Annotated in this window: 25 protein-coding genes and 2 pseudogenes; 14 read left to right on the top strand and 13 right to left on the bottom strand. The window is 69.9% G+C overall.

What is annotated here, in order from left to right:
• The first annotated feature begins 223 nt into the window (after positions 1 to 223).
• The 3 genes and pseudogenes from ACZ4VT_RS27585 to ACZ4VT_RS27575 form a co-directional block, all read left to right on the top strand.
• Entirely contained in the window at positions 224 to 697 is a 474-nt protein-coding gene (locus ACZ4VT_RS27585; protein ID WP_467953572.1) for a carboxymuconolactone decarboxylase family protein, read from the top strand.
• A 67-nt stretch (positions 698 to 764) separates the two neighbouring features.
• Complete coding sequence (locus ACZ4VT_RS27580; protein WP_467953570.1) at positions 765 to 1,151, top strand: DoxX family protein; 387 nt, start codon at positions 765 to 767, stop codon at positions 1,149 to 1,151.
• An 838-nt stretch (positions 1,152 to 1,989) separates the two neighbouring features.
• Positions 1,990 to 2,088, top strand: a pseudogene (locus tag ACZ4VT_RS27575) (DinB family protein); the annotation flags it as partial.
• A 224-nt stretch (positions 2,089 to 2,312) separates the two neighbouring features.
• On the opposite strand, the gene ACZ4VT_RS27570 reads toward ACZ4VT_RS27575, so the two are convergent.
• Positions 2,313 to 2,501: a hypothetical protein gene (locus ACZ4VT_RS27570; RefSeq protein ID WP_467953568.1), complete on the bottom strand. Its 189-nt coding sequence runs from the start codon at positions 2,499 to 2,501 to the stop codon at positions 2,313 to 2,315.
• Positions 2,502 to 2,576: 75 nt separating this feature from the next.
• Between ACZ4VT_RS27570 and ACZ4VT_RS27565 the strand changes: the two genes are divergently transcribed.
• The 4 genes from ACZ4VT_RS27565 (at position 2,577) to ACZ4VT_RS27550 (ending at position 7,218) form a co-directional block, all read left to right on the top strand.
• A complete protein-coding gene (locus ACZ4VT_RS27565; RefSeq protein ID WP_467953567.1) occupies positions 2,577 to 3,077 on the top strand; it encodes a hypothetical protein in 501 nt (166 codons plus the stop codon).
• 1,779 nt (positions 3,078 to 4,856) lie between these two features.
• The gene (locus tag ACZ4VT_RS27560; RefSeq protein ID WP_467953565.1) at positions 4,857 to 5,174 is read left to right on the top strand and encodes a hypothetical protein; all 318 of its coding nucleotides are present in this window, start codon (positions 4,857 to 4,859) and stop codon (positions 5,172 to 5,174) included.
• Positions 5,174 to 6,874 carry a hypothetical protein gene (locus ACZ4VT_RS27555; protein WP_467953563.1) on the top strand — a complete coding sequence of 567 codons (1,701 nt, stop codon included), beginning with the start codon at positions 5,174 to 5,176 and terminating at the stop codon, positions 6,872 to 6,874. The genes ACZ4VT_RS27560 and ACZ4VT_RS27555 overlap by 1 nt, the downstream gene beginning before the upstream one ends.
• Positions 6,871 to 7,218, top strand: coding sequence for a hypothetical protein (locus ACZ4VT_RS27550; RefSeq protein WP_467953561.1), 348 nt, complete (start codon positions 6,871 to 6,873; stop codon positions 7,216 to 7,218). Before ACZ4VT_RS27555 ends, ACZ4VT_RS27550 begins: the two co-directional genes overlap by 4 nt.
• Before the next feature lie 366 nt (positions 7,219 to 7,584).
• On the opposite strand, the gene ACZ4VT_RS27545 is transcribed toward ACZ4VT_RS27550, so the two are convergent.
• The gene (locus ACZ4VT_RS27545) at positions 7,585 to 7,812 is read right to left on the bottom strand and encodes a hypothetical protein (protein WP_467953559.1); all 228 of its coding nucleotides are present in this window, start codon (positions 7,810 to 7,812) and stop codon (positions 7,585 to 7,587) included.
• A 100-nt stretch (positions 7,813 to 7,912) separates the two neighbouring features.
• Entirely contained in the window at positions 7,913 to 8,404 is a 492-nt protein-coding gene (locus ACZ4VT_RS27540; protein ID WP_467953558.1) for a hypothetical protein, read from the bottom strand.
• 650 nt (positions 8,405 to 9,054) lie between these two features.
• On the opposite strand from ACZ4VT_RS27540, the gene ACZ4VT_RS27535 reads away from it, so the two are divergent.
• On the top strand, positions 9,055 to 9,228 hold the full coding sequence (locus ACZ4VT_RS27535; protein ID WP_467953557.1) for a CsbD family protein: 174 nt from the start codon (positions 9,055 to 9,057) through the stop codon (positions 9,226 to 9,228).
• Positions 9,229 to 9,775: 547 nt separating this feature from the next.
• Here the strand turns inward: ACZ4VT_RS27535 and ACZ4VT_RS27530 are convergent.
• Complete coding sequence (locus tag ACZ4VT_RS27530) at positions 9,776 to 10,396, bottom strand: response regulator (protein ID WP_467953611.1); 621 nt, start codon at positions 10,394 to 10,396, stop codon at positions 9,776 to 9,778.
• A 296-nt stretch (positions 10,397 to 10,692) separates the two neighbouring features.
• Here ACZ4VT_RS27530 and ACZ4VT_RS27525 point away from each other — a divergent pair, with 296 nt between their 5' ends.
• The 3 genes from ACZ4VT_RS27525 to ACZ4VT_RS27515 all read left to right on the top strand — a co-directional run bounded on the left by ACZ4VT_RS27525 (position 10,693) and on the right by ACZ4VT_RS27515 (position 14,210).
• Positions 10,693 to 11,631 (top strand): ABC transporter ATP-binding protein, encoded by a 939-nt coding sequence (locus ACZ4VT_RS27525; RefSeq protein ID WP_467953555.1) that lies wholly within the window; start codon positions 10,693 to 10,695, stop codon positions 11,629 to 11,631.
• Positions 11,632 to 11,726: 95 nt separating this feature from the next.
• Entirely contained in the window at positions 11,727 to 12,449 is a 723-nt protein-coding gene (locus ACZ4VT_RS27520) for an ABC transporter permease (RefSeq protein WP_467953553.1), read from the top strand.
• Positions 12,450 to 12,569: 120 nt separating this feature from the next.
• Positions 12,570 to 14,210 (top strand): sensor histidine kinase, encoded by a 1,641-nt coding sequence (locus ACZ4VT_RS27515; protein ID WP_467953551.1) that lies wholly within the window; start codon positions 12,570 to 12,572, stop codon positions 14,208 to 14,210.
• A gap of 141 nt (positions 14,211 to 14,351) precedes the next feature.
• On the opposite strand, the pseudogene ACZ4VT_RS27510 reads toward ACZ4VT_RS27515, so the two are convergent.
• Both ACZ4VT_RS27510 and ACZ4VT_RS27505 read right to left on the bottom strand, forming a co-directional pair.
• Positions 14,352 to 14,453, bottom strand: a pseudogene (locus ACZ4VT_RS27510) (LexA family protein); the annotation flags it as partial.
• 87 nt (positions 14,454 to 14,540) lie between these two features.
• Positions 14,541 to 15,563, bottom strand: coding sequence for an aldo/keto reductase (locus ACZ4VT_RS27505; protein WP_467953609.1), 1,023 nt, complete (start codon positions 15,561 to 15,563; stop codon positions 14,541 to 14,543).
• 114 nt (positions 15,564 to 15,677) lie between these two features.
• Here ACZ4VT_RS27505 and ACZ4VT_RS27500 point away from each other — a divergent pair, with 114 nt between their 5' ends.
• On the top strand, positions 15,678 to 16,556 hold the full coding sequence (locus ACZ4VT_RS27500) for a helix-turn-helix transcriptional regulator (protein ID WP_467953550.1): 879 nt from the start codon (positions 15,678 to 15,680) through the stop codon (positions 16,554 to 16,556).
• 138 nt (positions 16,557 to 16,694) lie between these two features.
• Here ACZ4VT_RS27500 and ACZ4VT_RS27495 read toward each other — a convergent pair whose 3' ends face one another.
• Entirely contained in the window at positions 16,695 to 17,294 is a 600-nt protein-coding gene (locus tag ACZ4VT_RS27495) for a hypothetical protein (protein WP_467953549.1), read from the bottom strand.
• 569 nt (positions 17,295 to 17,863) lie between these two features.
• On the opposite strand from ACZ4VT_RS27495, the gene ACZ4VT_RS27490 reads away from it, so the two are divergent.
• Positions 17,864 to 18,184: a subtilase-type protease inhibitor gene (locus tag ACZ4VT_RS27490; RefSeq protein ID WP_467953547.1), complete on the top strand. Its 321-nt coding sequence runs from the start codon at positions 17,864 to 17,866 to the stop codon at positions 18,182 to 18,184.
• A 386-nt stretch (positions 18,185 to 18,570) separates the two neighbouring features.
• Here the strand turns inward: ACZ4VT_RS27490 and ACZ4VT_RS27485 are convergent, their stop codons facing one another.
• A complete protein-coding gene (locus tag ACZ4VT_RS27485) occupies positions 18,571 to 18,717 on the bottom strand; it encodes a hypothetical protein (RefSeq protein WP_467953545.1) in 147 nt (48 codons plus the stop codon).
• Positions 18,718 to 18,727: 10 nt separating this feature from the next.
• On the opposite strand from ACZ4VT_RS27485, the gene ACZ4VT_RS27480 reads away from it, so the two are divergent.
• Entirely contained in the window at positions 18,728 to 19,495 is a 768-nt protein-coding gene (locus ACZ4VT_RS27480; RefSeq protein WP_467953543.1) for a hypothetical protein, read from the top strand.
• A gap of 322 nt (positions 19,496 to 19,817) precedes the next feature.
• Here ACZ4VT_RS27480 and ACZ4VT_RS27475 read toward each other — a convergent pair whose 3' ends face one another.
• The 5 genes from ACZ4VT_RS27475 to ACZ4VT_RS27455 form a co-directional block, all read right to left on the bottom strand.
• The gene (locus ACZ4VT_RS27475) at positions 19,818 to 20,378 is read right to left on the bottom strand and encodes an SUKH-4 family immunity protein (RefSeq protein WP_467953541.1); all 561 of its coding nucleotides are present in this window, start codon (positions 20,376 to 20,378) and stop codon (positions 19,818 to 19,820) included.
• A gap of 64 nt (positions 20,379 to 20,442) precedes the next feature.
• A complete protein-coding gene (locus tag ACZ4VT_RS27470; protein WP_467953539.1) occupies positions 20,443 to 22,227 on the bottom strand; it encodes an SMI1/KNR4 family protein in 1,785 nt (594 codons plus the stop codon).
• Between the two features lie 235 nt (positions 22,228 to 22,462).
• The gene (locus ACZ4VT_RS27465; RefSeq protein WP_467953537.1) at positions 22,463 to 22,822 is read right to left on the bottom strand and encodes a peptidase inhibitor family I36 protein; all 360 of its coding nucleotides are present in this window, start codon (positions 22,820 to 22,822) and stop codon (positions 22,463 to 22,465) included.
• Between the two features lie 210 nt (positions 22,823 to 23,032).
• A complete protein-coding gene (locus ACZ4VT_RS27460) occupies positions 23,033 to 23,695 on the bottom strand; it encodes an NADPH-dependent F420 reductase (protein ID WP_467953535.1) in 663 nt (220 codons plus the stop codon).
• Between the two features lie 54 nt (positions 23,696 to 23,749).
• The gene (locus ACZ4VT_RS27455; protein ID WP_467953533.1) at positions 23,750 to 24,562 is read right to left on the bottom strand and encodes an inositol monophosphatase family protein; all 813 of its coding nucleotides are present in this window, start codon (positions 24,560 to 24,562) and stop codon (positions 23,750 to 23,752) included.
• Positions 24,563 to 24,668: the final 106 nt, after the last annotated feature.

Raw genomic sequence — 24,668 nt, 5'->3', positions numbered from 1 at the left:
CTCCCCAACTCGCGGACAGCGGTGCTCAGTCCAAGCGCGCCAGCCCGCCTGCTCATTCCAAGATCCACAGGACGCCCAGAGGGTATCCGAGGGGTTTCGGTCGGCCGTCGGCGGACCGTCACCGTACGGCGGTGAGACGCACGTCACATCAGCCCCTGTCACAGGCTGCGGGGGTGCCCTGTCTTAGAGGGCGACAGCGAACAGCAGGAACAAGGAGTGCACGATGAACGCTCGACTGAACTTCATGACCAGCCCCGTCGCCGCCAAGGCCATGAAGCACATCGTCGCCGCAAGCAGGGCGCTCGCGGAGTCGACCGTCCCGGCCTCCACCCGGGAACTGGTGATGCTCCGCGCCAGCCAGATCAACGGCTGCGCCGGATGCATCGACATGCACACCAAGGACGCCGCGCACGCCGGGGAGAGCGCAGTACGTCTCAACCTGGTCGTGGCCTGGCGCGAGGCCACGGTGTTCACCGACGCCGAACGCGCCGCCCTGGAGCTGACCGAAGAGGGCACCCGCATCGCCGACGCGGCTGGCGGGGTCTCGGACGCAGTCTGGGCGAACGCGGCCAAGTACTACGACGAGGACCAGCTCGCCGACCTGGTGGCCCAGATCGCCATCATCAACGCCTTCAACCGCGGAAACGTCATGATCCAGCAGCCCGCAGGCGACTACCAGCCCGGCCAGCACGGCTGACCAACCGCACGCCACGCGACCGCCCGACCCCGGCACCCCGAGCCACCACCATGCAAGGACACATCCCATGAACCTCGCCCTGTGGATCATCGCCGGACTGCTCGCCGCCGCCTACCTGCTCGGCGGCGCTTTCAAGGTGATCACGCCGAAGGAGAAGATCGCCGCCAGCGGCCCCAGCGCCCGCTGGGCCGAGGACTTCAGCGCCGGCGCCATCAAAACCATCGGAGCCCTCGAGGTGCTGGCCGCGGTGGGCCTTGTCCTACCCGCCGTGCTCGGCACCGCGCCGGTTCTGGTTCCGCTGGCGGCCCTCGGCCTGGTGCTGATGATGACCGGCGCGGCGATCACCCGCATACGGCGTCACGAGACCACATTCATGGCGGTGGACCTGGTCTACCTCGTCCTGGCCGCCTTCGTGGTGTGGGGCCGCTTCGGCCCCGAGTCCTTCACGGGTTGACCGGGGCATGGTCCGGCTACACCCCGCTGCGTTCAGCCGGTGCGCGCAGCGGGGCCGATCGGAATCGAGGACAGCACGGCGAAATGCAGCTCAGGAAGCCTGTGTGAGCGTTTCAGGCCGAGCGCCTGCCCTCCACGGCCGTGATCAAATGCATAGCGCCCAAGGGCTTTACCGCTGATTCTCAAGGCCGGCACACGCGATGGCCACACGCAAGCACCGACGCGCTTCCGGAACTCAGCAACACGCTTCCCGCCATCAGCAGACCGTTCTCGGCGTTGACCGACAAACGTTGCTGACTCTCGGCGACAAAGCCAGCGTCTCGTATGTCTGGCTCACCCAACCGCACGAGCAAGCCGACAAGGCTCTGGACACCCTCTTGGAGGTAGTCGGGATCGGGGAGGACGTCGTCGCGTTCCGTGGGGACGCTCACGATTTCCGAGCAGAGCGGGTATTCACCGGGCAGGACGTTGGCTCCCCCGACAACGCTTCTGGCGTCACTTCGGCGACCTCTCTATGGGAGAGATTCCGGCGTGCCCTCGGCATGACCCAGGCACCCTCGACGCTTGACGACGGTCATTGAGTCTTCGCCATCTTCGAACATGCAGGTCGGAAGCTCTGGCGTGGCGCTCGCTCGGGATACTCATGCTGAGGGCGGGAGTCGGCGGTCTTGATCATCCCTCATGCCATCGGTCGAGGCTGAGCCGCTCGCGGCGGCGCGGCCCGAAGGGCACATCAGGCCCCAGCCTCATCTCCTGGTGCGGTACGTCTCGCGGCCCACGGCCGGCGACGGCGTCCGCGAGGGGCGCAGCCAGGTCTCCGTTGTAAGTAGTGTGCGGAAATGACAAGAAGCGAGCGACTCGCGGACCAGTTGGACTGGTACTGGAGCAGGAACCTGCGGCCACGGCTGGAGGGTCTTACCGACGAGGAGCGCTTCTTCCTTGGGCGCGGCATCACCTGCTCCAGGAGGCGGGCAGCCGGTCGGGGCGGTGCGGGTAGCGGGGGCCGGGGCGCTGCGGGCGAGGCCGGCCGATCCGGCGACGCGGGCGGGGGATGAGCACGAGCGGTTACTCCAGTCGTCGGTGGGCAGCGCTGCGCCCCGCCGACTTCGCGCTGGTGTCGGCGGGGCGCTGCGGGTGGCCGAGGGCCAGGCAGGGAGTCGGGTCAGCGGGTGTGGCGGGTGCGGAGCAGGCGGGTGGCCCACTGCCGCAGCCTGTCGAGGCGGGTGGGGTGGGTGTGCCGCCAGGCGGTGTCGAACACGTCGTCCTTGGTCGGGAAGGAGCGGGACGCGCCGCAGGTGGAGGTCCAGGCGTACGGCTCGGGGCGGGTGTCGTCGAGATGCGCGCAAGCCATCACAGGGGGAATCTGGTAACGGGCCGTGCAGGCTTGACGCCCCCTAGGATCGCCCAACATCCGCGAGGTTGCGTGATGAAGCTGGCAAATGTCATAGCAAGCGCAGTTCTGCTGGCACCTGTTCCGTTCGTAGGCATGACGGAACCCGCTACGGCGGCTTTCGCTCACATCGTTGTTGTTAGTGGAGAGCTTCGCGTTCTGAGCACGGCCGGTATCGGCGGAGGAGGATTTGACCGCCAGAAACAGCCATATCGAAAGCAGTTCACCCTTAAGCACGACAGTAGGACCACGCGCTTTTGGGTTAGCAAGTGTGCCGCTGCCGAGGCCAGGGGAGAGCTGGATATCCGGGTAACGCTCAACGCCGATGAGTTTGTTTCGGTAACGCCAAACTTGCTGCTGTATGAAGGGTCAAACTGTCGCTCCACCGATCTCGATGGGCAAGTACATCCTGCCAGCTTGGTCCTGCCTGGCGGTAGAGGATCAAAACAGGTGACGATAGGTGTTTTGAATAATGAATACCGGTCAGACGATGAGGCGTGGGCGGATATCACCGTCACTCATAGTCTATGGCCGTGAGCCTCATTGGGTCGCCAACTAGCGTGCCGTTGCTTAAGGAGCGAACACATTCGCGCCTTGGAATCGGGCCCCGCCAGCCGTGACGATGACCTTTCCGCAGCAGGACGGGCAGGCCAGCGCGGCGGCGTAGGCGGGTGGCGGTGACCTTGGCCAGCACCGGCGCCGTACACGACCGGATGACTTTCGGATACCACCGGTGACCTCGTTAGTGCAGAGAAGGTCGAGGCAGTACCGGCCGTTCATGGCGAAGTCGGCCAGGTTGAAGAAGGGCTTCTTGCCGGTGGCCTCGGCGAGCCGCTGGAGGAGGCCGTGGGGCACCCTGCGGTCCGCGGCAAAGTGGGTGGTTCCCGAGATCACGAGGTGGCGGCTGCCATGGCGGCCGGGTGTAGGCGGATGCCAGGGCGCGGGTGCCGGCGACGAGGACCAGGCCCTGGGTGGCGGTGTACTGGAGTACATGGTGGAGGCAGGCGCGGCGGCCGCCGTCGGTGCCGACGGTGGTGACCGTGCCGTCCTCGTGCTCGTACCTCACCGGGGCGGCGACGGTGGCGCCCTTGGCCTCGGAGTCGAAGTCGGACTGGCCCCAGTTTGTCGCTGCTTTCTTGGCGTGTCTCACATTCCTCAACTCCCGTTGGTGGGGTGTGGGGTTAGCAGTTGCTGAGGGGCGTGTCCGGGACCTACCGTCCCGGCGCATGTTGGTGCACTTCTTCTCTGCGGAGGGCTGGCAGTCCTGGGGGCTCGATGGCGAGCCGTTGATCCCCGAGCGGATGCCGGTGCTGTTCGACGACTTCCTGTTCGAGGACGAGGCTGGCCCGCGGGCGATGCGGGCGGTGAACACCTGGCTTCGTACGCTGCCGTCGAGTGGGGCGCCGTCGCCGAATTCGTGGCGGGCGTACGCGCTGGCGGCGAGGGACTGGCTGATGCATCTACGGCGGCACCGTGTCGCGGTGTTCGGCACACGGCGGGAGCTGGTGGCCGCGCTCGGTACGTACGCGGACCGCCGGCTGTCGGGGCTGTTGGACGAGAGGCTGGAGTCCTCGTCGTGGGAGTTGCAGGTCACAGCGCTGAGCCGGTTCTACGACTGGTCTGGCTTCTGCGGTGCCGTTCACGGTGGGCACCGGCAGGCGGATGGTCGAGGGCCGGCTGGTGGAGACGGGGCGGAACCGGGCCCGACTGCGGCGGCCGAAGCCGCACGTGAGGGTGCAGTACTGGAGTCGGACTTCGCCAGTCTGTTTCGCCACGGTCTGGCCGGGCTGGGGCCGGACGGCCTGGAGGACGCGAGCTTCCGCGGCCGGTTCCCGGGCCGGAACGCGGCAATGGGCGGTCTGGTGCTGAGGACCGGAATGCGGAGCCGGGAGTTCTCCTGCCTGCTGGTCCATGAGGTTCCGCCGCTGCCCGCCGAGCCGACCGACGTGCCGATCCCGTGGGCGGTGCCGGAGCTGGCGGCCAAGGGGCGGAAATACCGCACGACGTGGATCGACTACGCCTCGCTGGCGGCGGTGCACTCCTCCATCGCACTGGACAGGGAGATGTCGCAAGGATCGTGGCGGCCAAGGAGGCCACTGGTGGTGGAGGAGGCGGACTTCCACGGCGGCCGGGTCAACGGCCGGCGCACACGCTGGGCAGCACTTCGGCCGGAGGAACGGCTGCGGCTGGTCGGCCCGGAGGGCGGCTCGCTGCTGCTGGCGCTGAGCTACGACGGGCGGCCCTTCGTGGACTGGGGCACGCTGTTTCGCCGCACGGCCCGCCGGATCCGCGAACGCTTCGAGCCTCGGTTTCCCGATGTCGCGCCGCACCGGTGGCCGGCACACCTTCGCGATGGCGACCCTGGAGAAGCTGGTCGAGGGCCACTACCGGCAGGCCGCCCAGCTCGCCGCGGCGACCGCAGATGCCTCCGGTCTCGCGCTCTACCTACTGAAAGCCGATCCGCTGCTGATCCTGCGAGACCTGCTGGGGCACTCCAGCGTGGTCACCACGGAGATTTACCTCAAGCGCCTGGATGTCCACCGGATTTATCGCGCGGCCTGGGAGAACGGCCGCGACGTCACCGATGCGGCCGCGTTCGCCGAGGCCGATGCCGAGTTCGCCGAGGAGTTCTGATGCCGGCCGAAGTCCTGCGCGATCCGCTCGCACTGAAGCTGTCCCTTCCCGGCGAGGCGGCGACGGTCATCGTCATCGGTGACCTGCCCAACCCCCGGCTGGCGGCCGATCTGACCGAGGGCCTGGCGGCTGCAGTCCATCCCGACGGGCCGCTCGCCAAGCTGACCACGGTGAAGAGCTTCACCTACAACCTGCGCCGGATGGTCCGCGAACTGGCCGATGACGGCTTCACGGGCTCCGCGGCCGATCTGACTAGGGCGGTGCTCGGCGCGTTCTGGCTGCGGTCGCACTACCTGGTCGAATGCCGAACGCGCACGATCCTGCGCGCTTTCGATGCCCGGCACCGGGTGCTTCCCGAACCGGTGCGGCAGATGGTATTCGGCACGAACTACAAGCGCCCCGCCGTCAAGGGTCCGCTGCCGCCCTACGCGCCGACCGAGTGGAACCGGCTGATCGACCTCTGCAAGCAGGAGGTACGCCGCCTGGGGAACGAACAGAAGGGAATGATCGCCCTCGCTGAAAGGGGCCAGGATCCGGCGGTCGGCGGTTGGAGCAGGGCGAACGGGGCCTGGCTGATGCTTCGGATGGGGCCGGTGACGAGGACGGAGGCCGCCGCCCATCTGGGCATCACGCCGGATGTGTTCACCAAGTGCCACCGGGGCATCGAGGGCGTCCGGGCCGGGCTGTTCCCGTCCCACAGGGACGCTATTCCCTTCATGTTGCTGCTGGCGGCCTGGACCGGCATCGTCCCGGACGGGCTGGCCGGCCTGGATGTGTCCGGGATCCGCTGGGCCGGCAGGCAGGCGACGCTGCTGTCCTACGCCAAGGGCCGCACTGCGGACGAGAGCCTGGTGCTGTCGCCGCGGGCATCGCTGCTGCTGGAGCAGTGGCTCCAGCACAGCGCCCTGCTGCGCGGGCATGCCCCGGACGGGCTGGCCGGCGATGTGTGGCTGGTGACGCGGCAGGGCCGGTGCTCCCGCGCCGCCTTCGAGGAATACATGATGCGCGGGTGGGTCAAGGCCCACGACCTGCGCGGTGATGACGGCCACCCCTTGCGCATCGACCGCCGGCGGCTGAGGACGACGTTCATCGCCCAGCGCGGTCACCGGCAGTGGTCCTTGCGGGCGACGATCGACCCGAACCACTCGCCGGAGGTCGAGGGCGATCACTACCTGTCGGCCGCGACCCCGGCACAGAAGGCGGTGGTCGAGGACATCGCCCGGGACGCGCAGGGCGATCTGCTGCGGCGCGCGAGCGCTCCGCTGGTCATCGACGAGGCGGCCACCGCCGCCGGTCTGCCTGAGGAGGTGCGCCGGCTCGGCCTGGCCCAGGGAGCGCTGGGCGAGTTGATGTCGGGGCAGCGGGATGTGTTCAGCGGGGCCTGCGCCGACCAGTTCGCCGGCCTGCACGGGCCGAAGGGAAAGCCGTGTCCGGCCCGGCCCTGGGTCTGCCTCCTCTGCCCGCTTGCGCTGTTCGCCCCGCGCCACCTGCCGAATCTGCTGCGGCTGAAGGCCTTCTTCGCCCGGCAGTTCCGGCAGATGCCGCGCGAGCAGTTCGCTGCGGTGTTCGCCCCCTACGCCCGCCGTTTGTCAGCGGACATCCTGCCTCGGTTCGAGAAGGCCGCCATCGCCGCGGCACAGGGGGACGTCGGAGACGAAGACGCCGAGCTGCCGCTGCGGGCCGATGAGAGCACGGCGTGAGCCTGCTTCCTGTTCCTGATCCGGCGGGGGCCGCGGCCCGGTCGGTGTTCGCTGGCGCGGATGTCGCCGCCACCGCCCGCCTGACCTGGCTGGACGGCTGCCCGCGACCGCGCTTCGAGGATGATGTGTGGTCGTTCGTCGGCTGGGCCGATGCACCAGTGCAGATGAAGGTGACGGAGAAGAACCTGCTGTTCAACCGGATCGTCCACCCGCCATGGCGCGTGATCGTCAAGGAACTCCCCTGGCCTGGATCGCGACGCGGGACGAGCATGTCCTTGCCCTGCCGAGGGCCCGCCGGACCGCACGGCACCCCCGCACCCTCCATGCCCGCCTCTATCACCTGACGTTCTGGCTGAACTGGCTGACCGAGCACCGGATCACCACGCTCGCCGCGGTCACCCAGGACCACTGCGATGCCTTCCTGCGCGAGTACGGCGTAGTTCGGGACAAGACGACTGGTGCTGTCTTGCGGAGCAAGGCGGGCGGTTCGCTGCGGACGGTGGTCTCCGCGATGCAGGACATCACCGACTACAGCGAGGTGTTGTCCGCCGACCGGCACCGGCCGGGCTTTCGGCCCTGGGGCAGACGATCGCCCCGGCTCGTCACCGGAGCGCCGGCCCGGCCCCAGGTGGTGTTCAAGACCGAGGGCCGGGACGCACGAAAGCACCCCCTCCCACGGCCCGCAGGCCGGAGAGGGGGCGTGGTGCTGTTCAGGAGACGCCGTACCACTGGGGTGCCCAGCCGGTGTTGATGATCGTGGTGGTCTGCGAGGCCAGTTCGAGCGGACAGACCCGCGTTGACGCTGATCCGCCGGTGGCCTTGAAGGTCAGGCTATTGGTCGCCCAAGTGCCGTTGAGCAGCATCGCGATGTAGTACATCCCCGCCGGCGCCGTGAACGGGGCAGCCAGCGCCAAAGGCTTGGCGATGGCGTTGGTCATCAGGCTGGACAAGATGTCCGCCGTGGTGCCCAGCAGGGTGCCCGCCGAGCTGTAGACCCCGAGGTAGCAGTTCGAGAGCTGGCGCCCGCGTCGAGGCCGCTCAGCCCGAGCCAGATGTTCGACCAGGTGATCTGCTCCCGGATCGGTATCTGCACGAGCGTGATCCGGCTCGCGACTCCCGCGTTGGACTGCGCGGTGACGTGCCCGGCGTCGTTGGGGTCGCCGGTCCAGGCCGCAGGTTCTGGTCGCTCGGCAGGCGCCTGTACTGGCCGACGGTGGAGCTGTTCACGATCAGCCCGACACTGGCCAGGGCGGTCAGCAGGCTGGCTAGCGCGCTTCCGTCGGTGCGGTTGACGGTGACGGTCTGCCGGGCGACAGGTGTTGCCGCGTGGAAGTCAAGGACGTTTGCTGCGCCGTAGACGACGTGCCGGGTCGCCCCGTACAGCGCGTCGACGAACTCGACCCGGCCGGCAACCTGGGTGTTCTGCGCGTCTGCGGACAGTCGGAGGTAGGAGCGCTGCGTTCCGTCGTAGTTGGTGCCGGACCAGTTGGAGACGATCAGGTCGGCGCCGGTGGCGCACCATCCCCGCATATGCGGGGCCCTGGAGACGGCCTTGGAGGAACGCGGCTGGCAGGTCATGGCCCGGCGCGGGGGCCCCGTGCTGGAGGTGGCTCTGAGCAGTGGCTCCCGGCGACTGGACGTGCACAACGGCGGCCTCCTGAACCGCGCCACCCTGGTCGCCAGGCGCTCTACGAGGCCATGCGACGAGGCCTTCCGCCGCGCGGAGGAGACCAGGGGGCCGCGAGGCTGACACCGGCACGTCGGTCAGGGCGTGGGGGCCTCGATGTGGGTGCTCTCCGTCCCCCTACGACCACCGGAAGCACCTGTCTCCTCCGCCGGTGAATCACCGAGCGGCGCAGTGCCTTCTGCGCCGCGTTCGAGCGGAGACTGGCGGCGACTGCGTCTGCTGTGGACAGCACCGGACCCCCTGCTGTCCCCGCACCCCCACCGGACAGTGGGTCCGTTGACGTCACGTACCGCCGCTTCCTGTAGCGGCCCTTCCCCCGCACGACGGGAAGGGGCCTGACCCTGCACGGCCCGACTGTGCCGGCCCGCCGTCGGGATTCATGCTCCGCTCGGAGCAGGCCGCCGCGACTCCAGGACCCGCCCCGTTTACGGGCGGCGGATGTGAGCAGGAGAGCGTTCACGACCGATCCGGTACAACGACGAGGAGGTCCCCGATGTCGGGCACCGAGAAGAGCAAGGACCATGCCGAGCAGGCCCAGGGCAAGGCCAAGGAGGCCCTCGGCCGCGCCGTCGGCAACGAGCGCATGACCGCTGAAGGCCGCGCCGAGCAGGCCAAGGGCGACGCCCGCCAGGCCAAGGAGAAGACAAAGGACGCCTTCCACCACTGACCCGCGGACAGCCCCTTCACGGCGAGGCCCCCGATCCCACTTCCGGGGTCGGGGGCCTCGCCGTACTCCGAATCGGCAGAGAGGCCTCGGCCCGAACCGCGCCGGGCAGGACCGTCGATACGCGGCGGTGAGCGGGCTTTCGCTGACGGAGTGTCTCCAGCGGTGACCAACAAACGTTCCTGGCTCTCGGGGACAAAGCCACCCACGTGGCGCCCGGTCCCCCTCGCACCTCTTCCCTCGGGCTATCGCGAGGAAAGACACCTCATGCAGTCAAGCCGTCAAGCCGTGGGTGTTCGCCGGCCGATCGCACCCGCAGAACCTCGGCCCAGTCCCCCGACTCCGGACCTTCGCTGACGCGGCTCTGCCCAGCAGGCTGGGTGCTGTCAGCTCGTGACCATCCAGCGCGGGCCGAGGCCGCAGACCGCCTCCCTCAAGGCGATGGCCTGTGCGGCCAACTGTGTGCACAGGTCTCCGCGTGTCCGAGGAAGCGTGCACGCCGCCGCGTTCCGGTGTCCATCATCGTGACCGTCCGGGGCGGGAGCCCAGGTCAGCCGCGGGGCTGCGGTGGCAGGCCCGCCTCGTGGGCGGCGACGGCCGCCTCCACTCGGTTGCGGGCGCCCAGTTTCGTCAGGACGGCGCTGACGTGTGCTTTCACGGTGCCCTCTACGAGGTGCAGCCGGGTCGCGATCTCCGCGTTGGACAGCCCTGCGGCGAGGCCGGCCAGGACGTCGCGCTCCCGTTGCGTGAGCCTGTCCAGGGAGCGGTGGGGGTGCGCCGTGCGGTGGGCGCGCATTCCGGCGATGACCCGGCCGGCAACTCGGGGGGAGAGGTAGGCGCCGCCGGCGCCGACCGCCCTTACGCCGTTGAGGAGTTCTCTGGGGTCGTCCGCCTTGAGCAGGAAACCGTCGGCGCCTTCCTCGAGTGCTCGGGTGATGTACTCGTCCTGGCCGAAGGTCGTCAGCATGATCACACCGACGGTTGTCGGTTCGTGGCGAAGCCGGGCTACCGCCGTCAGCCCGTCGAGGCCTGGCATTTGGATGTCCAGCAGGACCACGTCCGGCCGGTGTCGGCGGGTGAGTGCGAGGGCCTCGTTGCCGTCGCCCGCCTCGGCGACCACGTCGATGTGCGGGTCCCGGGCCAGGATGGCGCGTACGCCGGCCCGGACCATTGCCTCGTCGTCGGCCACCAGGACGCGTACAGGTCGACTGTTCGGTGTCGTCTCTTCCACGCGAGGAGCCTACGGCCGGCCCACGGCCATACCGGTGGTGAGCCCCGCACTTCCACCCAGGGGCGGGGCACTCCCCCGACGAAAGGCAGGATGCCCCTTCCTTTCGGCCCATAGGTGTCGGCAGCTGGTGCTCGTAGCGTCCCTGCCGTACGGATATCGCGGCGGACCCCGCGTTCCGTACGCGCCGCTCCGCGTCCCGTGCGCCGAGCCTTCTGACCGACAGCGAAGGAATATTTGTGATCAGCCTCCGAGGACTGACCAAACGCTACGGCGACACGCTGGCCGTGGACGATCTGACGTTCGATATCCGAGCCGGCCGGGTGACCGGCTTCCTCGGCCCCAACGGGGCCGGGAAGTCCACCACGATGCGCATGATCCTGGGGCTCGACCACCCCACGCGCGGCCGGGCCCTGATCGCCGGCCGGCCCTATGCGGACCTGCGCCGGCCGTTGCGGGCGGTCGGGGCGATGCTGGACGCCCGGGCTGTCCACCCGGCCCGTTCCGGCCGCGCGCACCTGCTCGCCCAGGCCCGGGCCAACGCCATTCCGGCACGCCGGGTGGATGAGGTGCTGGAGGCGGTGGGCCTGACCAAGGCGGCCCGCAGACCGGCCGGAACGTACTCGCTGGGAATGAGCGGGCGGCTGGGAGTGGCGGGCGCGCTGCTTGGCGACCCGCCCGTGCTGATCCTCGACGAACCGGTGAACGGCCTCGACCCCGATGGTGTGCAGTGGATCCGCCGGCTCGTGCGGGACCAAGCGGCGCAGGGGCGCACCGTGTTCCTCTCCAGCCATCTGATGAGCGAGATGCAGGTGACGGCCGATCACCTCGTCGTGATCGGGCGGGGGCGGTTGTTGAGCGACTCCTCCCTTTCGGAGTTCCTGTCCGCAGCGTCGCCTGCCTCGGCACGGGCCTCGGTGCCCGACCCGGACGGGCGGTCCACGCTGGTCGGTTGTCTGACGGCGGCCGACGGCGTGAGCGTGGAGACGTCCGCGTCGGGGGAGCTCTCCGTGGGCGGCATGAGCGCGGCCGAGGTCGGTGACCTCGCCCACCACTGCGGCGTGCGGCTGCACGCGCTGAGCGACGTAAGAGTTTCGCTGGAGCAGGCGTACATGAACCTGACCGCGCGGAGCGTCGAGTATGCGTCGGGCGCCACTACAGAGAGGGGAGAGCAGTGATCACCGCGACGTCATCCGGGAAGCGGACGAATGCTCTGCCGCGGGAGGAGCAGGCGGCTCCCGGACGGAGCACGCCTGGTGGTTTCGCCGGGGCCGTGGCATGCGAGTGGACGAAGCTCTGGTCCGTCCGGACCGCCTACCTCTGTCTTCTGGCGGGGCTCGCGGTCACGGCCGTGTTCACCTTCTACTACGCCTCGATCGCCCGCATCAACGAACACACGGTCCAGCCCGTGGGGAACGCGGCAGCCGCCTCCGCCGTCGTCACCCAGTTCACCGTCGCCGTCCTGGCCACGGTCGCGGTGACCTCCGAGTATTCGACGGGGACCATGCGGGCCTCCCTGCTGTGGGTGCCGCGGCGGCATCGAGTCCAGGCGGCGAAGGCGCTGGTGACGGGCATGGTCGCATTCCTCGCTGGTGCCGTGTTCGCCGTGGTGGGCACGGTCGTTGCCTGGGTGGCGTTCGACGGGCGGGCCTCGTTCGACGCCGGCACGACCGTCGGTCAGATCCTCGCGATCGGGGTCTACCAGGCGCTCGTGGCCGTACTCACCGTCGGTGTGGCCCTCTCCGCGCGGCACCCGGCCGGCGCACTGTCGGTCCTCGTCGCCCTGCTGTGGGCGCTGCCGAGCGTGCTCCTCGGGCTCGGCAGCGACACACTCGCGGCCGTGAACGACGCTCTGCCGTACGGAGCGGGCGACCATTTCATGCGCGTCGGCGGCGATGCCCCGTACTCCTGGGGGACAGCCGTCCTCATCGTGGCCGCGTGGACCGCGGCGGCGCACGTGACCGGCCTGTACGTGCTGCGCCGCAGGGACGCCTGACAGCGCGTCGGCGCCATACCGGACCCCTGCCACAGCAGTCGGCGTCGGCGGGCGCCCGGTGCACGTCGCAGAGAATCGACACAAGCACGTCCCGGCACCGACTCAAAGGATTCACGCATCATGCGGCACCCTCACATCCCCTCGACCAGGCTCGTTCTCGCCGACGGGGGGCTGTGGGCCGTGCTGGCCGCCGCCACCGGATACGGGTTCCAGGACGCGGGCAAGGCCGCCTCGCCGGTGGTGGACCTACTGCTCCCCCTGGCCGTGCTGGTGGTGACCGTACCGCTGTCCCGCAGCCGGCCAGCGGTTGCGGTGCTCCTCGTCAACGGGTTGTGCGCACTGGGCCTGGCCGATTCCGCGACCCCGGCCAACGCCCATGTCCTGTCGCTGGCCGCGCTGAGCTGTCTGCTCGGCGTGCGGGTCGCCCAGGTCCGGGGGCCGCTGATGGTGCTCGCGACGTGCCTGGGGGTGGATGTCGCGGCCTGCACCCTACTGCGGGTGTCGGCCGTGTGGTGGTTCTACACCCTGACGGTGATACCCGCCGCTCTCCTGCTGCCGTGGCTGGCGGGACGCCACTGGCGGGGGCGGCGTGAACTCGTGCAGGACGGATGGAGGCTGGCTCAGAGCCTGGAGGAGCGCCAGTACCTCGTCGCGAAGCAGGCCCGGCTGACCGAACGCGCGGACATCGCGGCCGACATGCACGACTCACTGGGCCATGTCCTGAGTCTGGTCGCCCTGCGCGCCGGTGCCCTGGAACTCTCCCCCGACCTCACCGACCGTGATCGCGCCGACCTCGCCGAGCTGCGCGGCACGATCGCTGACGCCGTCGAGCAGCTGCGGCAGACCATTACCGTCCTGCACGACCCACGGGAAGCGGGAACCGAGACAGCGGCGGGCGCAGGCGGGCCGTCTGTCAAGGACACGGTCGCGGATCTCCTCGGCCGGGCGGCCGCGTCCGGGGTGCCCGTGAGCTGGGAGCAGCGCGGAGCGGCGCCGGCGCTGCCACCGCTGGTCGAACGCGGGATGTACCGGGTGGTGCAGGAAGCGCTCACCAACGCCGTGAAGCACGCCCCGGGCCGCGCCGTCAGGGTAGGAATCGACCACGCGACCGACCACACCCGCGTGAGTGTCGTGAACGCCGCCGCGCGGGAGGACGGACCGGCCAGGCACGCCGGCGAGCAGGCGCCCGCCACAGGAGGCCGGGGACTGACAGGGCTTCGGGAACGGGTGATGGTCCTCGGCGGCACCTTGCACACAGGCCCCCACCAGGGCGGCTTCCATGTCACCGCCGTCCTCCCCCACCAGGCTCCGGCCCGGCCCCTGACGCAGACAGTCGCCATCGGGAGCGGCAGGCACACCGCCCACCGCGCCGCCCCGGAATCCACCGAACGGCTCGCCGCGGTGCGGCGCACCGCACGGCGCCGCACCGTTGCCGCTTTCGCGGCGCCCGTCGCCGCAGCGGCGTTCTTCGTCCCGGCCGCCGCCTATCTGGCCTGGCAGCTGACGACGGGCGTACTGCCGCCGTCCCGGTTCGGTGCCTTGGAGCCGGGACGACCCCGCGCCGAGCTCAGCCATCTACTCCCGGCCCGCGCCTTCCCGTATCCGCCCGACCACGCCCGTTCCGCACCCCGGCCGCCGGGTACCAACTGCGAGTTCTACCGCTCCGGCCGCGACCTGCTCGAACCGGTCGACCTCTACCGGCTCTGCTGGTTCAACGGCACGCTCGTGGCCAAGGACACTCTGGAGGCGAACCGGAACTGACCAGGCCACCCACAGCGACACGACGGAACACCCCGATCGGGGGACAGAGCCACACCTGTTGCGGCCGCTACCGTGTTCCTTACCGGTGCTGAGCTGCGCCACGAAGGCGAAACTCGACTCGCGCAACACCCTCAGCCCCGGAGAAGCGACGATGTCGCCGTGGTCGGCGGAGTCTTGGCGCCGGATGGTGACGATGTCCCCGTCGCAGATGGCAGCGTCGATCATGCTGTCGCCGACGACCTGAAACCGACGGGTTCGCCGAATCCTGTGGGAACTTCCCGCCGGAACCGGCGGTGCCGGGGATGTACTCCGTGGCCGTGTTCGGCGGGGTCAGCGGTCGATGCCGGCCATGTTCGCCTCGTCGTGGCGCTCGCCCGCGGCGGGGGTGAGGTGGTTCAGCCGCTCCAGCTGGGCCGGGGTGAGCTCGATGCCGTCTGCGGCGGTGTTCTCCTCGACGCGAGCGGCCCGCCGGGTACCGGGGATGGGGGCGATGTCGTGGCCACGGGTGAGGATCCACGCCAGCGCGGTCTGCGCCGGCGTAGCGCCGATCTCGGCGCCGATCGCCTGCACCTCGTCGACGATCGCCAGGTTGCGCTGGAAGTTCTCGCCGGTGAACCGCGGGTTGGTCTTGCGCCAGTCATCGTCGGGGAAAACGTCGACGGAGCGGATCTGCCCGGTCAGCAAACCGTGCCCGAGCGGCGAGTACGGGACGAAGCCGATACCGAGTTCACGCAGCAGCGGGAGGATCTCGTCCTCGACGTCGCGGGTCCACAGCGAGTACTCGGTCTGCAAGGCCGCGACCGGGTGCACGGCGTGGGCGCGGCGGATCGTTGCGGGGCTGGCCTCGGAGAGCCCGATGTAGCGGATCTTGCCCTCAGTGACGAGCTCGGCCAGTGCGCCGACGGTCTCCTCGATGGGCGTGTTCGGGTCGACGCGGTGCTGGTAGTACAGGTCGATGTGGTCGGTGCCAAGACGCTTCAGGGAGCCCTCGACGGCGGCCTTCACGTTGGCGGCGGTGCTGTCGGTGACGCCCGGGGCCGGGCTGTCGCCGGAGTGGGAGACCAGTCCGAACTTGGTGGCCACGACGATGTGGTCGCGGCGGCCCTTGATGGCCTTGCCGACGACTTCTTCGCTGTGGAAGGGGCCATAGATCTCGGCGGTGTCGATGTGTGTGACGCCGAGGTCGAGTGCCCGGTGGATGGTGCGGATCGACTCGCTGTCGTCGAGCCCTTCGCCGGTGGTGTGGATGCCGGCCATGGTCATGGCGCCCAGGCCGATGCGCGAGACGTCCTGCCCGCCCAGCGCTACGTGCTTCGGTGGTGCGGTGTGCGGTGCAGCAGGACCGCTATCCAGGCAACCACCCGCCGACCCGCCGCGGAGGCCCGTACAAGGGCTCGTTCGTCCAGGGGTCCAGCAGTACCCCTTTCGCTGCCCGGCAGGTCCACGGGCGCGCCGTACGGTGGGTGCATGGACCGCAGCAGCGAGATCCGCGAGTTCCTGCGCACCCGCCGGGCCCGGATCACCCCCGAACAGGCCGGCCTGGCCCCCCACGCCGGGCCCCGCCGCGTTCCGGGCCTGCGCCGCGAGGAAGTCGCCCAGCTCGCCGGAGTCAGCGTCGACTACTACATCCGCCTGGAACAAGGCCGAACCCAAGGCGTCCCCGAAGCCGTCCTGGACGCCGTCGCCCGCGCCCTCCACCTGGACGACCCCGAACGCGCCCACCTCTTCGACCTCGCCCAGCCCGCCACCGCTGCCCGGACCCGCCGCAAAGGACCCCTCGCCCCGCAGCGAGTCCGCCCCGCCCTCTACCGGGCCCTGGACGCACTCGGCGTCCCCGCCGTCGTCCAGGGACGACGCCTGGACGTCCTGGCCGCCAACCCGCTCGGGTACGCCCTGTTCGCGGACTTCGCCGCCCGCCCGCACCGCGACCGAAACTTCGCCCGGTTCGTCTTCCTCGACCAGGCTGCCCTCAGCCTCTACACCGACTGGGAACGGGTGGCCCGGGACACGGGGGCCAGCCTGCGCCTGTACGCCGGGCGCCACGCCGACGACCCGCAGCTCACCGAGCTGATCGGTGAGCTGTCGCTGCACAGCGACACTTTCCGCCGGCTCTGGGCCGACCACGACGTCCGCGCACACGCCACGGGCACCAAGCGCCTGCACCACCCGCTCGTCGGCGACCTCACCCTCGATTACGTCGTCCTCGCCGCCGAAGACGACCCCGAACAGAGCCTCGCCATCTACACCCCCGAACCCGCCTCCCCCTCAGCCGAAGCACTCGGCATACTCGCCGGCTGGACCAGCACTTCCACCACCGCCGCGCCCGCGCCGGAACAGGCCCCCTAAGATCTCCAATCCGCCCAGCTGATCTCAGCAGGCGGCGACCGGATCACGCAGGTGCAGCGCCGCCTTCACCACGGCTCCGGGCCAGGACCGGAGTCCGGCTGTCACGCCAGGGCTGCGGCGCTATACGAGATCAGGCCTCTATGGGGCGGTGGCGCCCTGCGTCTTCTCCGGGTGCGCCGACAGGACGTAGCCGGTGGCGGAGAGGTCCGACAGGCCGAAGAGCTCCATCAGCCGGACGGGGTTGGCGCTGTGATGGGCTTCGTCGACGATGCGGTCCACGCGCAGACGGCCGGGGGACGGGCCGACTCGCTGGAAGAGCAGCTGGACCACACCCGTTACCCAGCCTGCAGCATCTCCCTCACCAGCAGCCGATCCGTGCCGCTCCAACCTGACGGCGGCGGGCAGCAGGTCGATCTTGGCCGCGGGCGGCTTCACGAAAACCCGCTCCCGCAGCTCCCGTGCCTCGCCGAGGGTGGTGAGCCGCACGCGCCGCCGCAGGAGGGGGCGCGGTAGGTGCGTCAGCCAGTCGTCGGCCCGTTCGAGCAGGCCCAGGCCCAGCGGGCCGGCATGACGTGCGGCCGCACGGGGACCTCCGTACCAGTGCACCCTGCGGCCTTCGCCACCCGCCGCCCGGTCGGTCACGTCGTAGCCGCGCCAGGCCGCCGCCCGCGCGATGAGTTCGGCGGTCGAGGTGCGCGCGGCGGACAGGAGGAGGACGGACGGGGTACGGGCTTCCATTCACGTGAGCCTGACGAACCCGCTGCCGGCCGAACGAGCGCCCGAATACTCCAACCCCGCAGGGCGTCGGGCCTCAAGGAAGGCCCCTCCTCTTCATCGACACCGGCCACGTTCCCGCCGAGCGGCGCCGGACCGGATTCAGTCAGGAGCTCCGCGCCTGAGACCTGGGTTGACCGCATTCATCCCATCACCCTGGAAGGTGATTCGGCGAACCGCGCACCGCCGTCACCAGGGAGGAACACGGCGCGGCGGGGCAGCACCCCACCCCGAGCCGCTCGGGAGCCTGGGATGTACCGCGCCAGCTGGAGCGAACTCCGACCGATGATCCGCCATTCACATCATCTGTCCGTAAATCGACCGCCGGTTGGCGACCCTCCTTCGGACCTGCCAGGCTCATCCCCAGTGGAGCACCAGATCGCAGGCCCTGAATCGCAGTCATCCCAGAATCGAAGGCGAAACCTGTCATGCGTCACCACATCGTCGCAGTATCCGCCCTCAGCCTCCTCTGTCTTGCAGGCACCACGGGACTCGCGGAGGCTCAACCCGCCAGTTTGCACAGCCCGTCCGCGATGGTCTTCACCGTCACCCAGGGTTCCGGCGCACCCACGGACACCGTCATGCGCGCGTCGACCCTCAGCTGCGCCTACACCGCCGAGGGCACTCACCCCGCCCCGAGGGCCGCGTGCGACGCCCTCAACGCCACCGACGGAGAACTCAACCGCCTGCTGGCGACACCGAATACATCGCGGGCATGCCCCAAGTACTTCGACCCCGTCACGATCACCGCGGACGGCGTACTGCACGGCAGGCGCGTCGCCTGGAAGCACACCTTCTCCAACGCGTGCATGATGTCCGCGACCCTGAACGGCAACCCGGTGTACACGTTCTGACTTTGTACGGCCGACCCTTCGAGCTGACGGACGGCCCGGTGGCCAACAGGCACCCGGGCCGTCCTCCACAGTGCAGCCGGAGGAACCTGTTCCTGAGCGAGCCCGAGGCTTCTGGAGTGGGCTCTGCCGCATGCCGCCCTTCCCCGACGGTCTGCGGCAGGCCCGTCCGCACGACGGGCTGCCGCCCGGATCCGTACGGCACCCGAACACCCCCGCATCCCTGCCTCCTCCCCTGGCGGGGATGCTCGCGGCCGGTGGACGGTGGCTCGTCCGCCCCACCTGGCTGAGCATGAACCGATACCGGTGGGGGGCCAGGCGACTGGTGTGGACGCAGGTTGAATCCAGGCAGGCGGTGCAGCGCTTGGCCAGAGCGGGTGCTGCGGCGCTCAGTCGAAGCTCTTGGTGGCAGGCGTGGCCACGGCGGGGTTGGTGACGCCGTGCGCGGCCCGGCACAGCTCCGTCATGTCCGCGGCCCCCGCCCCTGGGGCACGTACCGGACGGTGCGGTGCGTGCGTACGCCGTCGGTTGGACATCTATGGGTCCATGACTGAACGCGAAGGCCAGGAACGCGCGCCCGGCTCCGAGGACGAAGGGTCGCCCTCCGGTGAGCCGCCGCCCCTGCCGGCTCAGGCAAGCGCACCCGAGGAGGAGACCGCAAGCGGGGACGGCAGAGCGTCCGGGGAGGCGAGTGCGGCTGAGGAGGCGCGTCCACGAGCCCCCCGTCAGTACGTCGTCACCGCGGTGGATCTCGGAAAGTTCGCGGTTGCGGCCGTCACCGTCATCGCGTCGCTGACGGGCCTGATCCTCGGTATCCGGGCCGAACACCTCGCGAGCCGAGCGGACGAGCGCGCCGGCCGGGAGGAGCAGCGCGTCAGCAGGGAGGAGCAGCGCCTGCGGGATCAGAGGGAGAAGGTGTACACCGAGCGCGTCGACTTCTACCGGATGGGGTCGGAGGTGATCGTGGTGAACGGCAGTTCCCGGCCGATGACGATGCGGCTCTCGCTCCCGGCGAGCCAGGTGTGGTGGGATTTGGATCTTCTGCGGCCGTGCAAGCAGATCTTCATCCCGAACAAGGTCCTGCTCCAGTCCATGGCCCAAGAGCAGCCGTCCTTGAAGCTTGCGGAGGCAGACCTCGCGCAACTCCGGCTGGAGTTCATAGACCCGGATGAAAGGGCGTGGATTCGTGGCAGCGGTGGGGTCGTGGCGCGCATGGAGAAGTGGACACCGGCCGTGAGGGAAGGCCTGGTGAGTTCCGAAGCATGGAACCTGACGCCCGAGCCCTCGCCCCAATGCGACGCGCCCGTGACCTGACCTGACCATGGCCCACCGGCCCCGGCCGGTTCTCGCTCGGGCTCGGGCGCGTGGTCCTTCCGGGGGAGCAGGAGCGGGGTCGCCAGGATGAGGAGGCCGGCGAGCCGACATTTTCACCGCGCTGGCGCCTGTCGTCGCCCAGGGACCATCCCCCGCGGGCGCGGGGGCGACTTCCCAGGTACAACGGCCTGACCTCCGGACCATCCCCGTGGGCACGGGGTCGACTTGCACCGGGCCTGGTGGAGGCGGGACTCGTCGTCCGGATCGCGGAGGCGGAGCCCGCCGTCCGAGATGCACGGTCCGTGGCCCTGCCAGGTCACGGTCAGTAGAGCCAGCGGTCCAGGAGTCCCGGCCAGAGAAACCCCTCGTACCCCTTGAAGGCCGCAGGGTCGATCTCCTGCAGCTCCTTGGCCAACCGGTTCAACTCGGCGAAGGCCTGCTCCTCCTCCTCTTCGGAGAGATGCTCCTCGGGGCCGTCCGGCTCGCTGAGGTGCTTGGAGGCGGTGACGGAGCTGCCGTAATGGTGGAGGACCTCAAGCCACGTGCCGACACTGGAGTTGGCGAACCATGCTTCCCCGTCCGGCATGACGAAGTAGACCGCCCCCGTCTCCGGCTCGAGGCCGAACGACGACCGCTCGGCCGGCGTATCGGGGTCAGCGTCCTCGGTGAGACGGTAGAGCGGTCCGTGGGACGTTCGGAGGGTCGGATGAGCCTCGTGCTGAAGCACGACTCGCTCGATCAGGCGTGGAGTTACAGGGATGCCCACCTCGACCAGCATCACCCTCATGGGGTCGGGGATCCGCCAGCCGGCCACATCCTCCAGCCCGGCTCGCGTGACCTGGCCGATGCCGGCCCACCCGGTCAGCTGGTCATGCGTCACCATCTGCGGCCCCTACCCCCATGCGCCGACCTCCGCTCAAGGCACAGCCGTACGTGCGGGACAGCCTTCATCCGGCCAGGTCCGCGGCGAGGTCGTCGCGCCAGCGTACGGACAGGCGTTGGCTCAGGATGGTCGCGGCAGCGGCCGGCAGGGGCAGCAGCAGGAACTCGCGCAGAGCGCCGGCCGCCGAGTCGCGTACGGCCCACGCGGCGTGGTCGGCCGCGGTGACCGGCGCCGGGTCCGTGTGGTGCCGGGCCTCGTCCAGCAGTCCCCGTGCCGCCCGGGCCTCCGCCGAGAGGGTTCTCATGCACAGGTCAAGGGGCCCGTCGGCACGGACATCCACCGGCTCGTCCCGGCGGATCCGCTCCAGTGCCTGCGCGATCTCCGGGTAGGTGTCGATGCCGGTCTCGGACGCCAGCCGGGCGAGCTGCGCCGCCATCGCGGAGCGCAACCGCTCCGGCGGCGTCCTGTCGACGAGGCTGCCGAGGTCGAAGTCACGTACCGAGGAGACCGGATGCCGTGTCGGCGGCAGGTCGTCGAGGACCGGCAGGAGCAGCGCGCTCGCCAGCGGCTCGTCGCCGTCGCCTTCCGGGTGCCATGTGATGCCGTACTCCTGCGCCAGGCCGGCCAGCAGCCGGGTGTACGCGGCCGTCGAGCCGGGCCAGGGATCGACGCCGATCCGCTGCCACTGCTGCCCGTCGGGTCCCAGGACCGGCCGCCCGTCGGCGTCGGTCACGTAGTCCTCGCGCGGTGAGTCGACCCGGCGGGCCGCCTCGTGTCGCTCGACACCGTCGTCGAATACGGTGACGTGCACCTCTGGCCCCTGCTTCGAGAGCCTCACGACCCGAGTCCCGCGGGACAGCCGGCGCAGCACCTCCGGACGGCCGAACTGGGCGTCTCCGCTCTCCTGGGTGGCGTACGACCACCCGTCACCGCACCACCCGGCCCGGGCCGTCGGACGGTAGGCCGCCCAGGGTGCGGCGGCCGACAGCCGCGTCTGCTCCCGGCTGCGCGGCCGGACGGTCGCGGGCACGCAGCCCAGCCTGTCCAGCAGTTCCTCGGGCGGGATACCGGACACGAAGACGACGTCCGGCTGACGTGGCGGTGCCTGCGCGGCCGGGGCCCCGAACGTGAGCACGGCGTACACCCCGTCGGGCCGCGGGGCGGACTCAACCGGCTCGGGCGCAGGCGGCAGCAGTGGCTCCGTGGCCTCGTCGGCGAGGCCGAGCGGGGAGAGCGGATCAGGGATGACCGTTCCGCCGTCGTCCCAGATCAGCCTGCCCTCGAAGGCGAGCGGTGTCCGCCCGTTGAAGGGCGTGCCGTTCTCGAGAGCCGCGGCGAAATCGGCAAGGGCGTGGCGCAGCCCCGGCCACCGGGTGAAGGACGGGCCGTCCTCGTCGAAGTACCGGCCGACATGCCCGTGGTGCGGGCCGGGGCGGGAGACGAGGAAGAGTCCGTCGGAGGACTGCCAGCCGATGCCCAGGGTGATCAGCAGCCGTTCGTGGGGCCAGTACGCGTACTGGTCGCGTTCCTCCTCGTCGAGTTCGGCCTCGTCCTCGTCGAGGTCCGCGCCGATGTCCCGCAGGAACTCGGTGCTCTGGATGATGTCCTCGACCCCGGACAGCGGTCCGTAGTACCCCAGCGTCAGCGTGCCGTCCTGGAGCTGTACGCCGTCATGGCGCAGCAGCGAGTCCCTCAGGTCGGGCGGGAACCGCACTCCGAGACGGAGTTCGGCTGCCGCTATGTCCTCCGGGAGGGCCGGGGGCCGGAGCAGCCCGTGGCTGACGGCAGCGTGCTGCGCGAGCCAGGTCTCGATGCGGTCCCAGGACTGTTCGACGGTGCGCGTGGTCATGTCGACACCCTAGGTGCGGGCACTGACAGCCCCACCGCCTGCCACAACAGCTGTGCGGCAAGCGTCTTCGCCGACCGCGGCGACGACCGCGAAACGCAGAGCCGACGTCCGATCACCAGTGAACGGGCGCGGGCGAGTACGGCCACGACAACAGGGCCTCCCGGTATCGCTCGGGAGCGATTCCTCGCGTCCCGGAGCGCTCAGGAGGCCCTGCCTTCATGCGTCCACCGGCCGGTCAGCGGCAGTTGACCCAGTTGTTGGACTTGAAGTAGTAGCTCTGGCTGCCGGAGCCCTTGGCCCCCCTGGCGACGATGGTGCTGCTGCCGGAGTAGTTCGTCCCCGAATACGCCTTGAAATCACAGGAAGCACCATGGTTGTACCAGGACTTGAAGTTCTGGAAAACCGCGTACTGGGTCAGGCTGGCGTTGGTCCCGGCGACCTGCTGCCTCTGGCCGGTGTAGTTCGATCCGGACCAGACGCAGAAGTAGCCCGACGGGCAGTCCGACGCCGCCGCGCTTGCAGTTCCCGCGCCCCCGACCAGCAAACCGCCGGTCAGCGCGATGCCCCCGACAATTCCTGCAAGATTCCTCGTCATACGCATGATTCCATCCCCTTTGACGTAGAGGTGCGCCCACTGACTCGGCCGGCCGGCCCACGAGACAACAGGCCGGAGGAGAAGACGCGGTTGGCGGAACTCGGCATGAGTCTGAGGGCGTACCCCAGGGACGGTCTTGTATAAATCGGCACTCAGGAGTGGCGGCAGCATGGTGGGGACAGGGCGCCGGCCGAGCTGATCGCGGGGTGGTCAGCGGGCGAGGGAGACGGCGAAGGGCTTGAAGCCGTGGCGGCGCAGTACGTGGGGCACGGTCAGGATCATGGCCTCGGTGGCGCGGGCTGTGGTGATGTCGCCGAGGTCCTCCATCAGTTCGGGCCGCCAGCCCAGGTCGCCGAGCAGGCCGGTGACGGTCTTCTTCGCGGGTTCGTCGTCGCCCGAGAGGTAGACGGTCGGTGGGGTGGTCAGGGTTTCGGGGGCGGTCATGACCATGAACAGCATGGTGTTGAGGGTCTTGACCACATGGGTGTCGGGGAGCGCGGCCTGGAGTTTCTCGGCGAGGCTGCTGCCGGGATAGCACAGGTCGCCGGGCAGGCCGTCAGCGGCGTCGAGGGTGGCGTTGGAGACGTCGATGAGGATCTTGCCGGCGAGCTCGGCCCGCAGGTCGGTGAGCCGGTCCAGGGAGCTTTCGCCGGGCGTCGCGTTGATCACGATGTCCGTGGTGCGGGCGGTGGTGCGCTGATCGGCGAAGGCGATCCGCGGGGCGAGTCCGGCGGTGCGGGCGGCCGTGTCTTCAGGGTTCCGGCTGCCTTCGGGGTTCCGGCTGCCGAGGGTGACGTGGTGTCCGGCTGCGGAGAGTCTGCCGGCGAGGTTGGTTCCGACGCGGCCGGTGCCCAGGATGCCGATGCTGGTCATGCGGTGATGCTCCTTGCGGTATCGGGTGGGTGAGCGGTGAGCGGAGACGTCCGGTCAGGCGATCGGCGCGAGGACCTTGAGGGCGGCGGCGTGGATGCCGGGGGCCGCGGCCAGGAAGTCGCGGCTGCCGGTGTTCCAGGGTTCGCCCGCCAGGTCGGTGACGGTGCCGCCGGCCTCGGAGACCAGCAGGGCGCCGGCGACCAGGCCGGAGCGGACGTCGGAGAACTGCCAGAACGCGTCCATGCGTCCGGCGGCGACGTGGATGAGCTGCATCGTGGCGGGAACGGACACGCGCACGACCAGGCCGTTGATGAGCATGGCGGTCACGGAGTCACCGATCCGCCGGAAGGTGCGCTCGTCCTCGCCGGGCTTGGCCTGGCCGGTGCCGATGAGGGCGGCGCCCAGGTCGGTCTTGGCGGACACCTTCAGGGGCCGGTCGTTGAGGTGGGCGCCGCCGCCGGCGACGGCGGTGTAGGTGTCGCCGGTCAGCGGCAGGTGGACGACGGTGAGTACCGGCTGGTTGTCGCTGACCAGGGTGGCGGTGACGGACCAGTCGTCCATGCCGTGGACGTGGTTGATGTTGCCCTCGGCGGGGTCGACGACCCACCACTCCCCGGGCGGGAGCGCGCCGCCGGCCAGCTCGTCCTCGGCCCACTGCGACCCCGGCCGGGCCCGCAGCAGCGGCTCCCGCAGCACGTCCAGTACGGCGTCGTCGTTGGCGTGGATCTCCCCGACCACCTCGTCCAGACTCACGCCCCGGGCGTGCGAGGTGTAGCGGTCGCGCAGCGTGACGCCGGCGGCCTTCACCGCGGCGGTCACGTCGGACAGAAGCGTCGTACCGGCGCCGAAAGGCATGGCTGTGCTCATGGCGGGCTCCCTGGGGGGTCTGTCGAATCTTTCGAATCTGTCGAAGCGGGGCGGTCGTCTCGCCCCCGCACTTCGAAGGTAGGCCGCCCGATCGTTAACAACAAGT

Source organism: Streptomyces sp. NPDC029164 (assembly GCF_055563995.1).
The sequence above is the reverse complement of the archived record's forward strand: the minus strand, read 5'-3'. Positions and strand labels throughout refer to the sequence as shown.

What these genes read in the sequence shown, in the direction of transcription:
- ACZ4VT_RS27540 (WP_467953558.1), bottom strand. Translation starts at nt 8,404, where the DNA reads ATGCGGGGATGGTGCGCCACCGGCGCCGACCTGATCGTCTCCAACTGG.
- ACZ4VT_RS27580 (WP_467953570.1), top strand. Translation starts at nt 765, where the DNA reads ATGAACCTCGCCCTGTGGATCATCGCCGGACTGCTCGCCGCCGCCTAC.
- ACZ4VT_RS27455 (WP_467953533.1), bottom strand. Translation starts at nt 24,562, where the DNA reads ATGAGCACAGCCATGCCTTTCGGCGCCGGTACGACGCTTCTGTCCGAC.
- ACZ4VT_RS27480 (WP_467953543.1), top strand. Translation starts at nt 18,728, where the DNA reads ATGACTGAACGCGAAGGCCAGGAACGCGCGCCCGGCTCCGAGGACGAA.
- ACZ4VT_RS27470 (WP_467953539.1), bottom strand. Translation starts at nt 22,227, where the DNA reads ATGACCACGCGCACCGTCGAACAGTCCTGGGACCGCATCGAGACCTGG.
- ACZ4VT_RS27535 (WP_467953557.1), top strand. Translation starts at nt 9,055, where the DNA reads ATGTCGGGCACCGAGAAGAGCAAGGACCATGCCGAGCAGGCCCAGGGC.
- ACZ4VT_RS27585 (WP_467953572.1), top strand. Translation starts at nt 224, where the DNA reads ATGAACGCTCGACTGAACTTCATGACCAGCCCCGTCGCCGCCAAGGCC.
- ACZ4VT_RS27560 (WP_467953565.1), top strand. Translation starts at nt 4,857, where the DNA reads ATGTCGCGCCGCACCGGTGGCCGGCACACCTTCGCGATGGCGACCCTG.
- ACZ4VT_RS27555 (WP_467953563.1), top strand. Translation starts at nt 5,174, where the DNA reads ATGCCGGCCGAAGTCCTGCGCGATCCGCTCGCACTGAAGCTGTCCCTT.
- ACZ4VT_RS27490 (WP_467953547.1), top strand. Translation starts at nt 17,864, where the DNA reads ATGGTCTTCACCGTCACCCAGGGTTCCGGCGCACCCACGGACACCGTC.
- ACZ4VT_RS27475 (WP_467953541.1), bottom strand. Translation starts at nt 20,378, where the DNA reads ATGGTGACGCATGACCAGCTGACCGGGTGGGCCGGCATCGGCCAGGTC.
- ACZ4VT_RS27515 (WP_467953551.1), top strand. Translation starts at nt 12,570, where the DNA reads ATGCGGCACCCTCACATCCCCTCGACCAGGCTCGTTCTCGCCGACGGG.
- ACZ4VT_RS27565 (WP_467953567.1), top strand. Translation starts at nt 2,577, where the DNA reads ATGAAGCTGGCAAATGTCATAGCAAGCGCAGTTCTGCTGGCACCTGTT.
- ACZ4VT_RS27460 (WP_467953535.1), bottom strand. Translation starts at nt 23,695, where the DNA reads ATGACCAGCATCGGCATCCTGGGCACCGGCCGCGTCGGAACCAACCTC.
- ACZ4VT_RS27530 (WP_467953611.1), bottom strand. Translation starts at nt 10,396, where the DNA reads ATGGTCCGGGCCGGCGTACGCGCCATCCTGGCCCGGGACCCGCACATC.
- ACZ4VT_RS27570 (WP_467953568.1), bottom strand. Translation starts at nt 2,501, where the DNA reads ATGGCTTGCGCGCATCTCGACGACACCCGCCCCGAGCCGTACGCCTGG.
- ACZ4VT_RS27485 (WP_467953545.1), bottom strand. Translation starts at nt 18,717, where the DNA reads ATGTCCAACCGACGGCGTACGCACGCACCGCACCGTCCGGTACGTGCC.
- ACZ4VT_RS27495 (WP_467953549.1), bottom strand. Translation starts at nt 17,294, where the DNA reads ATGGAAGCCCGTACCCCGTCCGTCCTCCTCCTGTCCGCCGCGCGCACC.
- ACZ4VT_RS27545 (WP_467953559.1), bottom strand. Translation starts at nt 7,812, where the DNA reads ATGACCAACGCCATCGCCAAGCCTTTGGCGCTGGCTGCCCCGTTCACG.
- ACZ4VT_RS27465 (WP_467953537.1), bottom strand. Translation starts at nt 22,822, where the DNA reads ATGACGAGGAATCTTGCAGGAATTGTCGGGGGCATCGCGCTGACCGGC.
- ACZ4VT_RS27500 (WP_467953550.1), top strand. Translation starts at nt 15,678, where the DNA reads ATGGACCGCAGCAGCGAGATCCGCGAGTTCCTGCGCACCCGCCGGGCC.